Here is a 13,629-nt window from a genome sequence, read left to right as displayed (position 1 = left end):
AGCGGTGGGCCACGACTGTTCTCCGCATGGCGTGGCGTGGCGTGGCGGGGCGGCCACCACCACGGTTCGCCCCGATACGATCTCCGTGCGTCGACGGGGGTGGGGATGACGGACGGTCTGGTCGGGCGCTCTCGGGAGCTGGCCGAACTCATCGCTTCGCTGACCGCCGAACCGGCACGGCCGCTGCTGCTGCGCGGCGCGGCCGGCGGCGGCAAGACCGCGCTGCTCGAGGAGTTCGCCGCGCAGGCCGCGGACACCGGGTTCCGGGTGCTCCGCGCGACGGGGGTGGAGGCCGAGCGGGCGCTCGCCCACTCCGGCCTGCACCAGCTGCTGCATCCCCTGCTGTCCCTCACCGGCGGCATGGACTCCGGCCATCGGGCCGCCCTCGACGCCGTGCTCGGCGGGGTGCCGGAGCGGGCGCCGTCGGTCATGGCGCTCGGTGTCGCGGTGCTGGACCTGCTGGCACTGGCTGCCGCCGGGCGCCCGGTGCTGCTCATCGTCGACGACGGCCAGTGGTTCGACGTCCCGAGCGCACAGGTGTGCGCGTTCGCGGCCCGGCGGATCGGTGACCTGCCCGTCCGGTTCGTGGCGGCGGTCCGCGACCCGGAACCGTCCGGATTCGACGATGCCGGCCTCGACGAGCTCGCCGTGCCGCCGCTGACACCACAGGACGCGGCCACGCTGCTCGACCGCCGTTTCCCGGCGCTGAGCCCGGCGGTCCGGGACTTCACGCTGCGGCAGGCCGACGGCAACCCGCTCGTCCTGGTCGAGCTGCCGCCCGGCCTGGACGGCCGGGATCTGACCGGCGACGGCCACCTGCCGCTCCCCCGCCGCCTCGAACGGCTCTTCGCCGGCCGGATCCGCGCCCTGCCCGAGACCGAGCGCGCCGAACTGCTGCGGCTCGCCCTCGACGGCGCCGGCCGGCAGCGGTCGTACGGCACCCAGTACGTCCCCCGTGACATCGTGACCGCCCGGCGGACGGGTCTGATCGAGACCGAGACCGGACGGTTCGCGTTCCGGCACCCGCTCGTCGCCTCCGCCGTCGTCCAGCTGGCCTCGCCGAACGAGCTGCGAGCGGCGCACACGGCCCTCGCCCGGCTGCACGAGGCGGACGTCGAGCGGCGGGCCGTCCACCTGGCCGCCGCCACCGTCGACCCGGACCCGGACGTCGCCGCGGCCCTGGAGGAGGCGGCGGGCAACGCCGTCCGCCGGGGCGGCGCCACCACCGCGGTGCAGTGGCTGACCCGGGCCGCCGAACTGAGCCCGCGCCCGCGGGACCGGGCCCGGCTGCTGGCCGACGCCGCGTACGTGGCCGGGCAGGCCGGTCTCCTGGAACGCGCCGAGATCCTGGTGGCGGCCGCCGACCGGGCCGGTGCCCGGGTGTCCTCGCCGGACGCCGTGCTCACCGCCGCCTACGTGGCCCTCTACCGGCACGGCGACGTCGGGATGCACGGCACCGTCGCCGACGTGATCCGGGCCCGCCACGCCGAGGTCGACGACGTGATGCTGACCCGGCTGGTGAACCTGCTCCTCGCGATCAGCCAGTTCGCCGCCGACCCGGCCGCCTGGCGGATCACCGACGCGCTCGTCGACGGGCTGCGGGACCGGCTGCCGGCCGAACTGCTGCTGCGCCGGGACGTGTGGAGTGACGTCGTACGCCGGGGCGCCGGCGCCGGCGCGAAACTGCGGGAGGCGGTGGCCGCCGCCGACGCGGCCGAACCGTGGGACGTGATGCGCCTCGGGGTGGCCGCGTACTACGTCGACGCGCTCGCCGACTTCCGGCCCTACCTGGCACGGATGGCGGACCGCGAACGGGAGACCGGGGCGGCCACCACGCTGATGACGGTCCTGCAGCTGGTGATGGTCGACGCGATCACCGCGGGCCGGTGGGACGACGCGATCCGGACCGGCGAGCGGGGACTCGCGCTCACCGCCGAACACGGGTACGACCTGTTCGGCCACCAGTTCCGGGCGTTCCTCGGCCTGGTCGCGGCCGGCCGGGGCGAGACGGCCCGCGCCGCCGAACTGCAGGCCGCGGTGGACGGGTGGGCCCGACCGCGCCGGGTGGGATTCCTGACCCAGTCCGCCGAGGACATCGGGCTGCTCGCGGCGCTGAGCGGTGGCGAGTACGAGACGGCCTGGTCGTACGCGGTGGGCATCACCGGGCCCGGCGAATTCCCCACCTACGCGCAGCACGCCCCGCGTACCGTGCTGGATCTCGTCGAAGCAGCGCTGCACACCGGGCGGGACGCGTCCGCCCGTACCCATGCGATCGCCGCGGAGCGCGCCGGAATCGCCCAGGTCTCCCCGCGCCTGGCTCTGCTCGTCGCCGGCGCGCTCGCCATGACCGACCCGTCGGAGGAGGCGTTCGCCGCCGCCGTGCGGCACCCGGCCGCGACCGCCTTCCCGTTCGAACGGGCGCGGATCCGGCTCGCCGAGGGAACCTGGCTACGGCGACACCGGAAGATCAGCGAGGCGCGGGCCGCGCTCGCCGACGCCCTCGCCGTCTTCGAGCAGCTCGGCGCCGCCGGCTGGGCCTCCCGGGCGGCCCACGAACTACGGTCCGGCCTGCCCGGCGCCGACCGTGACCGGGTGGCGTCGCTGACCGTGCAGGAACGGACCATCGCCGAGCTGGCGGCCACCGGGCTGAGCAACAAGCAGATCGGCGCGCGGCTGTTCCTGTCGCCGCGCACCGTCGGCGCCCACCTCTACCGGATCTTCCCGAAGCTGGGCATCACGAGCCGGGCAGCGCTGCGGGACGCCCTAGGCGATGCAGTCTGAGCAGCTCGACGTAGGCCTGCGCGTTCACCGCGATCGACTCGCGTTCCGGGTCGGTGACCGGGCGGCGGACCTTCGCCGGCATGCCGAGAACCAGCGAACCGGGCGGGACCCGGGTGCCCTCGGGGACGAGCGCGCCGGCCGCGACGATCGAACCCGTGCCGATGCGGGCGCCGTTCATGACGATGGCGCCCATGCCGATCAGCACGTCGTCCTCGACGGTGCAGCCGTGCAGCACCGCCCGGTGACCGACGCTGACGCCCGCGCCGATGGTCGCCGGGAAGCCCGGGTCGGCGTGCACGACCACGCCGTCCTGCAGGTTCGTGCCCGCGCCGACGGTGATGGCGTCCATGTCCGCGCGCAGCACCGCGTGGTACCAGACACCGGTGTCCGGTCCGAGCGTGACCCGGCCGGCGACCACCGCGCCGGGCGCGATCCACGCCGCGGGGTCGGACTGAGGGGTGTGGCCGCCGATCTCGATCACGGTGTCGCCCTTTCGCAGAAGATCTCCCGGGTAGATCCTGCACGATCGGCCGCTTCATCGCGGTTCCGGCGGTGACGCGACTGGCCGCCGGACGCATCACCGCAGGTGGAGTACCTAGACTCCGCGGGTGGATGGCTCCTCTCCGGTCGGCCGGGAACGCGAGCGGGTCGCCGAACCGGCCGCCCAGGGCCTGAGCAACCGGGCCATCGCCGACCGGCTGCTGATCTCCGCGCGCACCGTGACCACCCACCTGACCAGGGCCTACCGCAAGATGGGCATCGAAGGACGCCACCAGCTCAACAGCGGATAAAGTGACGATGATGATATCGACGGCCTCGCGGATCGGCTTCGGCGCGATGCACCTGCCCACCGAGCCCGCGGCACGCGAGCAGGCCACCGCGGTGGTGCGGCGCGCGGTCGAGCTCGGCGTCACGCTCATCGACACCGCTTTCCTGTACGGCGGAGGCGCCAACGAGCGGCTCCTCGCCGAGATCCTGCACCCCTACCCCGGCGACCTGGTCGTCACGACCAAGGTCGGCGTGGCGCGCTCCGGCCCGGACGGCGAGTGGCGGCTCGACGGCCGCCCCGAGGTGCTGCGCGAGCAGGTCGAGCAGGCGCTGCGCCGGCTGCGCGTGGACCGGATCGAGCTGCTTCAGCTGCACCGCGTCGACCCGGAGGTCCCGCTCGCCGATCAGGTGGGCACGCTGCGCGACCTGCGTACCGAAGGCCTGATCGGCCGGATCGGACTGTCCGAGGTCACCACCGCCCAGCTGGCCGAGGCCCGCACGATCACCGAGGTGGCGAGCGTGCAGAACCGCTACAACCTGCTGGACCGCGAGCACGAGCCGGTCCTCGAGGGCTGCGAGCGCGCCGGCATCGCCTTCCTCCCGTGGCGCCCGATCGCCGCGGGAACCTCGGGAACGGCGGAAGCCGTGTCCCGGGTCGCCGCCGAGACCGGCGCCACCGCCACTCAGGTGGCGCTCGCCTGGCTGCTGGCCCGTTCCCCGGTCGTCCTGCCGATCCCGGGCACGGCGAGCATCGCCCACCTGGAGGAGAACCTCGCCGCCGCGGACCTCCACCTCACCGCCGCCCAGCTCGCCGCACTCGGCGGTCACGTCTCCGGGTAGAGGGCGGCGCTCAGCTCGTAGCGGCCTCGTACTCCGGTCTTGCGGTAGATCCGGGAGAGGTGGGTGCTGACCGTCCGGGTGGAGAGGAACAGCTGCTCGGCGATCGCGCGGTTGACCATGCCGCGGGCGGCCAGTTCGGCGACCTGGCGTTCCTGGGTGGTCAGGGCGGTCCCGCCGGCGGCGCCGTCGCGGCGGGCCGGCTGGGCGCCGACCACGATCTCGTGTTCGGCGGTGCCGGCGCCGGCCGCGCCCAGGTCGGTGAGGATGTACGCGGCGTGCGCGAGCACCGCCTTCGCCTCGCGCGGGCTGCGGTGACGGCGCAGCCAGAGGCCGTAGTGGAGGTGGGCGAGCGCGTGCTCGTACGGCCACTGCGGCCCGTCCGGGTCGTAGGCGGCCAGCCGGAAGTCCTCCTCCGCGCCGTCATCACCGGTCAGCAGCGCCTCGCTGAGGTGCAGCAGGACGTTCATCCGCGGGCTGGGCCGGTCACCGGAGAGCCGGCGTACCCGGTCGACGACGACGCGGGCCTCGTCGTGGTGGCCGCAGCGGACGGCGGCGACGACGAGTTCGGCGACGCAGCGGGACGACAGGTACGGGTGCAGCGGCCGGCCGTTCACGTCGAACAGCGACCGCAGGTACCGGTAGCCGTTGTCGTGGTCGCCGTCGCCGATCGAGGCCAGCCCGGCGGCCCGCAGCAGGCGCACGTGGGCGGGCAGGTCGGCGCGGACGTCGAGGTGCTGCCAGGTCTGCCGGGCCAGCGCCAGGGCCTGCTCGTTCTCCCCGCGCAGCGCGTGCAGCTGGGCGCGCAGGGACGCGAAGCCGAGTTCCACGGCGGGCATGCCGTTGGCCTGGTGCGGCGCCGCGTAGACGTCGGCGAGCCGCCAGTCCCCCACGTCGATGAGCGCGCTGACCCGGGCGAGCAGCATGCCGAGGGTCGGCGCCGACTGCCCGCCGGCCGGGTCTTCGGCGCGGTCCGGAGCGAGGGCGAGCTGCAGCGCGCCGACGGCGAGCCGGCAGTGGTCCTCCAGCCAGGCCAGCATCGCCAGGTGCGCGAGCCGGGACCGGGCCGCGGGGCTCAGCGGTGTTCCGGCCGGGGGCAGGCTCGCCGCCGCGCAGATCTCCCGGCCGGCGTGCGACCCCGGTTCGATGAACGTGCGGACCAGCGCGGCGGCCACCTCGTCGGTCACCGGCTCGGCCGCGCGCAGCATCGGGACGAGCGCGGTCCGGTGTTCGTCGTCGCAGGTCAGCCACGCGATGACGGCGGCCGCGACGGTCAGGTCGAGGGCGTGGCGGCGGTTGGTGAGCGGGCCGGCGTGGGAAGCGGCGAGCAGGATCCCGTACGCGTCGTGGTACCGCCCCGCCCAGAGCATCGCGACGGCGGCGGGCGCGGCGGCCTCGGCCAGCAGGTCCGGATCGGCGGTGAGATGCCAGATCCGGGCGTGCAGTTCCGCGACCCAGGCGGAGTTGCGCAGGTCGCGGGCGTCCTTGATGGCCTGGATGAGCCGGCGGGCGGCGGTCTCCGGATCCGGCGTCCGCAGGGTGGCCTCCTGCATCGCCACACCGGCGGCGTACCGGTCGCCGCGTTCCCGGAAGATCCGGGCGGCCGTCTCCAGGGCGGCAGCGGTCTCCTCACCGGCGTCCGGGTCGGCGGCGGCACGTTGCAGGGCCTGCTGTTCCGGCTGGTCGGTGAGCGCCACCACGAGATCCCGGTGGGCGCGCAGGCGGAGATAGGCGGGCGCGGACCGGTACGCGGCCTCGGCCACCAGCGGATGCGCGAACGACACCCCGTCCGCGGTGACCGTCACCAGCCCGGCCTCCTGAGCGGCCTGCCACTCATGGACGTCGGCGGAGGACAGCCGGTGGGCGGGGCGCAGCGCCGCACCGCGCAGCAGCCGGCCCCGGACCGCATCGGGCAGGCCGCTGATGACGCCGGCGTACTCGGCGAGCAGTCCGCCGTGCGGCTCGGTCACCATGCCGAGTTCCAGCAGCGCCGCCGGATTGCCGCCGGCCCGGTGCAGCACGTCGGCGCGCTCGGCGGCGGTCAGCTCGGGCCGGCGCACGGTGAGGAGGCGGGCCGCGTCGTCCCCGCCGAGCGGGTTCAGCACGACGACCGGCATGCCGGTCAGGACGGACGGGATCGGGCCGCGGCTCGCGCCCAGCACGGCGACGCCGGGTCCGGCCGACAGCCGGGCCAGCACGGCGACGTCCTCCGGGGCGAGGTCGTGCAGGTCGTCGGCGACGATCAGCAGCGGTGTCCGCACGGCGATCGCGGCCAGGGCAGCGGCGACCACCTCGGCGCGGGGAGAGCCGCCGGCGAGCAGCGCGAGCGCGGGTTCGCCGAGAGTGGCCGGGAGAGCGTGCAGTTCCGTTCGTACGCTCAGAAGAAGAGGAACCAGACCCGGCGCCTGCAGCCGCAGGAGCCGCCGCCGCGCGGTGACGGCGAGCCGCATCGCGGCGGTGAGCAGCGCCGACTTGCCGGAGCCGCGGCCGCCGGTGATGACGAACGTGCCGCAGCAGGCGGAGTCGGCGCCGAGGAACTGCTCGATCCGGGCGAGTTCGGTGTCGCGGCCGATCAGGTGGTCGCCGGCGGTGGTGGACAGGGCGAGGTGCATCGGTCAGCCTTCGTGGTCGATCAGGGCGCGCAGCTGGTGCCGGTTGCCGACGCCGATCTCGGCGTAGATCCGGTACAGGTGGGAGCCGATGGTTCGCGGCGAGAGGTGGAGCCGGCCGGCGATCTCACGGTTGCTGAGGCCGGCCGCGGCCATCCGGGCGATGGCCTGTTTCTGCGCGGTCAGCGCGGTGAACGCCCCGGCCGGCGCGGCGGGCTCGTCGGACGGCCGCAGACCGGCGGGCAGGCCCCGCCCGGCCTGGTCGGCGTGGGCCAGGGCGCCGAGCCGCAGGAACGTGTCGCGGGCGGCGAGCAGCTGCGGCCGGGCGGCCCGGAAGCGCCGCCGGCTCCGCAGCCAGAGACCGTAGTTCAGCTGCGCCTCGGCGTATTCGAGCGGCCAGCTCAGTTCCCGCTCGGGCTCGGAGACGGCGGCCAGGAAGTCCTCCTCGGAGTCACCGAGCAGCCCTGCGGCGTGCGCGAGCAGCATGGTCATCCGCGATCCCGGCGCCGGACCCGCGGCGATCCGGCAGCGGCGCAGGACCGCGGCGGCCTCCGACTCCCGGCCGCTCTTCACGGCGGCGAGTGCGAGCTGCGGCAGCGACCGCGGTCCCAGGAGGTAGTGCCGGGGCTCGCCGTCCTCGTCGAACATCCGCCGGAAGTACCGGTAGGCGGTGTCGTGGTCGCCGCCGGCCAGCGCGATCAGCCCGGCCGCGCGCTGGTGGAGGCCGTCGAGGAGGCTGCCACCACCCGGCGCCGGCGGCATGGTGTCGTGCCGCGCGGCCGGGACGCGGCGCCCGTCGTGGCGCAGCGCGCGCAGCGTCTCACGCAGGGCGGGGATCACGGCCTTCAAGAGCGGGATCCTCCGTACGCCGGCCGCCCGCTCGGCCTGGTTCAGCAGAACGGCGGCCTCCGACCAGCGCCCGGCGTCGATCATCGCGATCGCCAGGAACGGGAAGGGGGTGAACGTGGTGCCCGGCCCGTCGAAGCTGGTACTCGACTCCCACACGGCGCGCAGCTCGGTGGCGGCCCGGGGCGACTCGTCGAGCAGGAACGCGATCGACCCCGCGGCGATCAGCCGGAACAGCCCGGACGGTCCGGTGCCGGCCGGCTCCGGGCAGCCGCCGGCGTATCCGGCCGGGTCGGCGACGACCTGGATGGCCGCGCGGGTGACGACGTCGTCGAGCGGCGGCATCATCGGCTGATCCGGCCGGTCGCCGCCGTCGCGCCCGATCCGCTCCAGCAGCTCGGGCAGCCGGGCCCGGTGGGCGGGCGCGCCGGAGAACAGCGCGGCCGTGGCGGCGGCGTAGACGAGGGACAGCACGACCCGCCCGTCCCGTGGCTCGCGGTCCAGCGCCCGGACGGCGACCTCGAACGCCTGCCACGGCTGCGCCATCTGGATCAGCGCGAACGCCGCGCCGCCCGCCGCCACCCCGGCGGCGTCCGGATCCAGGGCCGCCGTCATCACCCGCTCGTGCAGTTCGATGGCCCAGCCCGGGTGGCCGCTGCGGTAGGCGGCGTAGACGGCCCGCGCATAGCGGCGAGCCGCGTCGGCCGGGGTGCCGCTGCGCTCGGCCGCGGCCTGCAGCGCGTCGGCGGCGGCCAGGTAGTCGGTACGGTCGATCGCCTCGCCGGCCGCCTCCTCCAGGGTGGCCGCGACGCTCGCGTCCGGTCCGGGGCGGGACGCGGCCAGGTGCCGGGTCTTCCGGGTCGCGGCGGCGAGGCCACGGTGCGCGCGGACCACGTCGTGCGGGCCCCGGCCGGTCACGCACGCCGCCCGGACGAGCGGGTCCCGGAAGTGCACGAGCCCTTCCCGTACGACCACCAGCCCCGCTCTCTCGGCCGGCGCCCAGCCCCGCAGGTCCCGGGAGCCGCCCGCCGCGGCCGTCAGCGTCCCGATCTGCTCGCCGTCGTCGGCGAGCGCCGCGTGCAGCAGAAGCCACCGGGTCTCGGCCGGCAGACTGCGCACGAGGTCGGGGAACTCGTCCGGCAGCACCCCGGCGTCGTCGGCGAACAGCCGCAGCGCGAGCGGATTGCCCCGGGCCCGGCGCAGCACGTCGAGCCGCAGCCGGGCCGGCACGTGCAGCCCGCCGGCGGTGTCCGGCCGGCCGCGGTCCGGCCGGGACAGGGCGTCGAGGAGGCGGGCGGCGGCGTCCTCGGTGAGCGGATTCAGCGGGTAGCGGGGCACGCCGGTCGCGGTGCCGGCCCGCAGGCGGTGACCGCGCGCGGTCAGCAGTAGGGCGAATCGCTCGGTGGAGCCGTGCGTGGCGACGTGGGCCAGCAGGCGCAGCGACTCGGCGTCGGCGAGGTGCACGTCGTCGGCGGTGATCGTCACCGGCTGGTCGCGGGACATCTCGTCCAGGGTCCGCAGCAGGGCACCGACCAGCGCCGGGCCGCAGCGCGCGCCGGCCGGCACCTCCATCAGGTCGCCGGCGAGCGCGAACGGGCGCAGCACACCGGCACGCAGCGACACGGTCCGGTGTCCTCGGCGGCGGGCCGCCGACGACGCCGCGGCCAGCAGGGCGGACTTGCCGATGCCGGCGTCACCGTGGATCAGCATGGATGCGGGGCGCTGCGCGGCGGCGTCGACGACCGCGATGACGTCGGCGAGTTCCCGCTCGCGGCCGATCAATGATCTGTCGGTCATCGGGGTGCGGTTCTCCTCGGGTCGGTCTCTGGAGAATCCGAGTCTGCCGCCGCGGAGAGCCGTTGCCTTCTGCCTGATTACTGCACCTCGGGTCAATGACCGGCTGCCTGATCTTGCGCTAATTCGAACACACGGCGAGTAGTAGATGAATATCGACGCGGTTCTTGGTAGCTTCCCGGCTCCACCCCTTGCCTGTGAAAATCGAGAGTAGAAGCACATGCCCTTCGTCAGCGTCGTGGTCCCGGTTCACGGGGTTCAGGGTTACCTGCGCCGTTGCCTCGAATCCCTGCTCGATCAGTCCTTCACCGACGTGCAAGTGGTCGCCGTGAACGACTGTTCCCCGGACGCGAGCGCGTCCATCCTGGCCGAGTACGCCGCCCGCGACCCGCGCCTCACCGTCGTCACCCTGGAAGACAACGTCGGACAGGGTCCGGCCCGCAACATCGGCCTGCAGCACGCGACCGGTGAGTACGTGTGGTTCCTCGACGCCGACGACTGGATCGACGACGGCGCCTTGGCCGCTGTCGCCGACCGGCTGCGCCGCACCGACCCGGACGTGCTGCTGGTCGACTGGGTCCGCGAGTCGTGGACGGGCAAGACCCGCACCAGCACGGCCGGCAAGGTGTACCGCGCCGCGCCCGAGGTGTTCACGCTGCACGGCTGGACCCCGATCATCAGCGTCCTGCACGTCGCCTGGAACAAGATCGTCCGGCGGGAGCTGCTGGACCGGCTGGCGTTCCACTTCGACCCGGGGTGGTACGAGGACCTGCCCTACACCTACGGTGCCCTCGCCGCCGCCGAGCGGATCAGCGTCCTGGACCGGGTCTGCGTGCACTACCGCCAGCGCCGGGTCGGCGCGGCCACCCGGACCCTCGGGGACGGCCACTTCGCCATCTTCCCGGCCTGGAACCGTACCCATGAGATGGTCGCGGATCTGAGCCCGGAGCCCGACGTGGTCCGCCCGGTGCTCTTCCAGCAGATGGTCTGGCACTTCCTCAAGGTGCTCGCCAACCGGAACCGCGTCCAGGGCAGCGCCCGGCGGGAGTTCTTCAAGCAGATGCGCGACACCTACCAGCGGTTCCTGCCGGCCGGCGGCTACCCGGCGCCGGGTGGTATCGAGGGTGTCAAGCACCGGCTGGTGGGAAGCGGGCGTTACCGGACCTTCGAGCTGCTCAAGGCGGTCAACCGGTGGCGGACCCTGGCCCGGCGCAAGGTGCGCCGCACCCGCCAGAACCTGCGGACCGGTCGTGAGCAGCTGCACCGCCTCTACTACCGCTGGCAGCTGCGCCTGCCGGTGGACGAGACGCTGGTCCTCTACTCGGCGTACTGGCACCGCGGCTACGCCTGCAACCCGGCGGCCGTCTACGAGAAGGCGGCCGAGCTGGCGCCGGGGCTGCGTGGCGTGTGGGCGGTCAAACCGGATCGGGTGGCCGCCCTGCCGCCCGGCGTCGACTACGTCGTGAGCGGGACGCGGGCGTACTATCGCGCTCTTGCTCGTGCGAAATACCTGGTCAACAACGTGAACTGGCCGGACTGGGCGACCAAGCGGCCGGACTCGGTGCACCTGATGACCCACCACGGCACCCCGCTGAAGGTCATGGGTCTCGACCAGGTGCAGTACCCGGGCGGGGTGAAGGACCCGGACTTCCCGGCCCAGATGCGCCGTGCCGACCGCTGGGACTTCAGCATCGCGGCGAACACGTTCACGACCGAGCGGTGGGCCAGCGCCTACCCGTGCAAGCACGAGACGATCGAGACCGGGTACCCGCGCAACGACCGGCTGGCCGTCGCCACCGCGCAGGACACCGCCGAGGTGCGGGAGCGGCTCGGCATCCCGGCGGGCGCGACGGTGGTGCTCTACGCGCCGACGCACCGCGAGTGGAACTCCGAGAGCAAGATGCTGCTCGACGTCGAGGACTTCGCCCGGCACCTCGGCCCGAACCACGTGATCCTGGTGCGCGCCCACTACTTCTACGTCAAGGCCGCGCACGGGGACACGAGCGCGGGACAGGTACGCGACGTGTCCGCCTACCCGGTCGTCGAGGACCTGTACCTGGCCGCCGACGTGCTGATCACCGACTACTCGTCGCTGATGTTCGACTACGCGGTGCTGGACAAGCCGATCGTCGTCTTCGCGCCGGACTGGGAGGCGTACCGGACGGTCCGCGGCACCTACTTCGACCTGGTCGAGGAGCCACCCGGGGCGTTCGCCGCGAGCTACCCCGACCTGCTCGACCTGTTCCGGACCGGCGCGTACAGCGACTCCCTCGCCGCGAAGGCCCGGGAGAAGTTCCGGCAGCGGTTCTGCCACCTCGACGACGGCGGCGCCGCCGAGCGGGTGGTGCGCAAGGTGTTCGCATCGTCCGTCCGTGCTCTCCCGGACCGGGAAGAGGAAGAAGAGGCAGCGGTGACACGATGAAGTCGCGGATCAACAGGGTGCTGGCGGCCACGACGGGCTACAAGGTCGTCAAGGCCAAGAAGAAGAAGCCGGCGCCCGCCCCTCCTCCGCCGCCGCCTCCTCCTCCGGTGGAGAAGGCCGAGACCTATCCCGTCGACTACGACGAGATGGCCGTGCCGATCCTGCGGGCCGCCCACCCGTACTCGATGACGCGCAAGGAGAAGCGCTACGCCCTCTACCTCGCCACCCGGTACGTCGTCGAGCACGACATCCCGGGCGCGATCGTCGAGTGCGGCGTCTGGCGGGGCGGCAGCATGCACGTGGTCGCCCGCACGCTGCTGGCGATCGAGGACACGTCCCGGGAGCTCTACCTCTTCGACACGTTCGAGGGGATGACCGAGCCCACCGAGAAGGACCTCACCTACAGCGGCCAGCACGTCGGCGAGCTGATGAGCGCTCAGCCGAAGACCGCCCGGATCTGGGCGATCGCGAGCCTGGAGGACGTCAAGGAGGGGTTCGCGGACATCCCGTACCCGGCGGAGAGGATCCACTTCGTGCAGGGGCCGGTCGAGAAGACGCTGCCCGGCCAGGCGCCGGAGCAGATCGCCATCCTGCGGCTCGACACCGACTGGTACGAGTCCACCCGGCACGAGCTTCTCTCCCTGTACGACCGCCTCTCGCCCGGCGGTGTCCTGATCATCGACGACTACGGGACGTTCCAGGGCGCCCGGCAGGCCGTCGACGAGTTCGTGAAGGAGACCGGAGCCCGGCTGCTGCTCTCGCCGCTGGGCCCCGGCCGGATCGCCGTCAAGCCCTGAGGGCTCCCCGCACCACCTCGGCCAGCGACGGCCAGAGCGACGCCGCCGCCCCGATGGTCAGCTCGGTGGAGAACTCGCCGTCCTGACCGCCGAGCACCACCCCGGCCTCCCGCGCGATCAGCGCGCCGGCCGCGATGTCCCAGAGGTTCGTGTCGATCGCCAGGCCGCCGTTCAACCGACCGGCGGCCTGGTGGACCAGGTTGAGCGCGGCCGGCACCCGGCGGATGTCGCCGGACACCGGCAGCAGCTCACGCACCACCTTGGCGGCCCGCTCCTTGGTCCGCGGGTTCGGCTGGAAACTCACGCCGATCAGCGCCTCGGCGAGCGGCGGACCGGCCGGCCCGGTGATCGGCTCGCCGTTCAGGAACGCGCCGCCGCCGTCGACGGCGCTGAACGTCTCGTCCGCGGCCGGGTCGTGCACGACGGCGGCCCGGGGCGTGTCGCCCTGGTAGAGCGCGACGCAGACCGACCACGGCCCGGTCCGGCTGATGTAGTTGCGGGTGCCGTCCAGCGGGTCGATCACCCAGGACCAGCCGCTCGTGCCGTCCCGGCCGTGCCCCTCCTCGGCCTGGACGGCGTCGTCCGGCCAGGCGGCCAGCACGCCGTCCACGATGAGCCGCTCGCTGTCGATGTCGACATCCGAGACGACGTCGTTGGCATGGGCTTTCGGAGCGCCCACCGTGAGGGTGGCGCGCCGCTCGATCTGGAGCCGGCCGGCCCGTACTGCCAGGTCGGCGGCGAGGTCACGGGCCGCGATCAGGTCTCGTTCCACCGT

General features: G+C 73.9%; 9 protein-coding genes. 5 read left to right on the top strand and 4 right to left on the bottom strand.

The annotated features are described in order from the left end of the window. Nucleotides 1–105: 105 nt before the first annotated feature. A complete protein-coding gene (locus EP757_RS29595; RefSeq protein ID WP_127551539.1) occupies nucleotides 106–2,781 on the top strand; it encodes an AAA family ATPase in 2,676 nt (891 codons plus the stop codon). On the opposite strand, the gene EP757_RS29590 is transcribed toward EP757_RS29595, so the two are convergent. Then, nucleotides 2,735–3,262: a gamma carbonic anhydrase family protein gene (locus EP757_RS29590; protein WP_127551537.1), complete on the bottom strand. Its 528-nt coding sequence runs from the start codon at nucleotides 3,260–3,262 to the stop codon at nucleotides 2,735–2,737. The genes EP757_RS29595 and EP757_RS29590 overlap by 47 nt on opposite strands. A gap of 127 nt (nucleotides 3,263–3,389) precedes the next feature. On the opposite strand from EP757_RS29590, the gene EP757_RS29585 reads away from it, so the two are divergent. Together EP757_RS29585 and EP757_RS29580 are read left to right on the top strand one after the other, a co-directional pair. Next, nucleotides 3,390–3,572: a response regulator transcription factor gene (locus EP757_RS29585; RefSeq protein WP_127551535.1), complete on the top strand. Its 183-nt coding sequence runs from the start codon at nucleotides 3,390–3,392 to the stop codon at nucleotides 3,570–3,572. A gap of 7 nt (nucleotides 3,573–3,579) precedes the next feature. Beyond that, a complete protein-coding gene (locus tag EP757_RS29580) occupies nucleotides 3,580–4,389 on the top strand; it encodes an aldo/keto reductase (RefSeq protein WP_127551533.1) in 810 nt (269 codons plus the stop codon). On the opposite strand, the gene EP757_RS29575 is transcribed toward EP757_RS29580, so the two are convergent. Both EP757_RS29575 and EP757_RS29570 read right to left on the bottom strand, forming a co-directional pair. After that, nucleotides 4,374–6,998 carry a LuxR family transcriptional regulator gene (locus tag EP757_RS29575; RefSeq protein WP_127551531.1) on the bottom strand — a complete coding sequence of 875 codons (2,625 nt, stop codon included), beginning with the start codon at nucleotides 6,996–6,998 and terminating at the stop codon, nucleotides 4,374–4,376. The two genes, EP757_RS29580 and EP757_RS29575, sit on opposite strands and share 16 nt — an antisense overlap. 3 nt (nucleotides 6,999–7,001) lie before the next feature. Then, on the bottom strand, nucleotides 7,002–9,638 hold the full coding sequence (locus tag EP757_RS29570; RefSeq protein ID WP_127551529.1) for a LuxR family transcriptional regulator: 2,637 nt from the start codon (nucleotides 9,636–9,638) through the stop codon (nucleotides 7,002–7,004). A gap of 217 nt (nucleotides 9,639–9,855) precedes the next feature. On the opposite strand from EP757_RS29570, the gene EP757_RS29565 reads away from it, so the two are divergent. Beyond that, entirely contained in the window at nucleotides 9,856–12,057 is a 2,202-nt protein-coding gene (locus EP757_RS29565; protein ID WP_127551527.1) for a bifunctional glycosyltransferase family 2 protein/CDP-glycerol:glycerophosphate glycerophosphotransferase, read from the top strand. Next, entirely contained in the window at nucleotides 12,054–12,854 is an 801-nt protein-coding gene (locus tag EP757_RS29560; protein WP_127551525.1) for a TylF/MycF/NovP-related O-methyltransferase, read from the top strand. The genes EP757_RS29565 and EP757_RS29560 overlap by 4 nt, the downstream gene beginning before the upstream one ends. On the opposite strand, the gene EP757_RS29555 is transcribed toward EP757_RS29560, so the two are convergent. Continuing rightward, the gene (locus EP757_RS29555; RefSeq protein ID WP_160165916.1) at nucleotides 12,844–13,626 is read right to left on the bottom strand and encodes an inositol monophosphatase family protein; all 783 of its coding nucleotides are present in this window, start codon (nucleotides 13,624–13,626) and stop codon (nucleotides 12,844–12,846) included. The two genes, EP757_RS29560 and EP757_RS29555, sit on opposite strands and share 11 nt — an antisense overlap. Nucleotides 13,627–13,629 lie beyond the last annotated feature (3 nt).

The sequence above is a fragment of the Actinoplanes sp. OR16 genome, assembly GCF_004001265.1.
GTDB lineage: Bacteria > Actinomycetota > Actinomycetes > Mycobacteriales > Micromonosporaceae > Actinoplanes.
This window is presented reverse-complemented; position numbering and strand designations above follow the sequence as displayed.

Coding starts and splice junctions, on each gene's coding strand:
- EP757_RS29595 (WP_127551539.1), top strand. CDS start 106: ATGACGGACGGTCTGGTCGGGCGCTCTCGGGAGCTGGCCGAACTCATC.
- EP757_RS29580 (WP_127551533.1), top strand. CDS start 3,580: ATGATGATATCGACGGCCTCGCGGATCGGCTTCGGCGCGATGCACCTG.
- EP757_RS29575 (WP_127551531.1), bottom strand. CDS start 6,998: ATGCACCTCGCCCTGTCCACCACCGCCGGCGACCACCTGATCGGCCGC.
- EP757_RS29560 (WP_127551525.1), top strand. CDS start 12,054: ATGAAGTCGCGGATCAACAGGGTGCTGGCGGCCACGACGGGCTACAAG.
- EP757_RS29570 (WP_127551529.1), bottom strand. CDS start 9,638: ATGACCGACAGATCATTGATCGGCCGCGAGCGGGAACTCGCCGACGTC.
- EP757_RS29565 (WP_127551527.1), top strand. CDS start 9,856: ATGCCCTTCGTCAGCGTCGTGGTCCCGGTTCACGGGGTTCAGGGTTAC.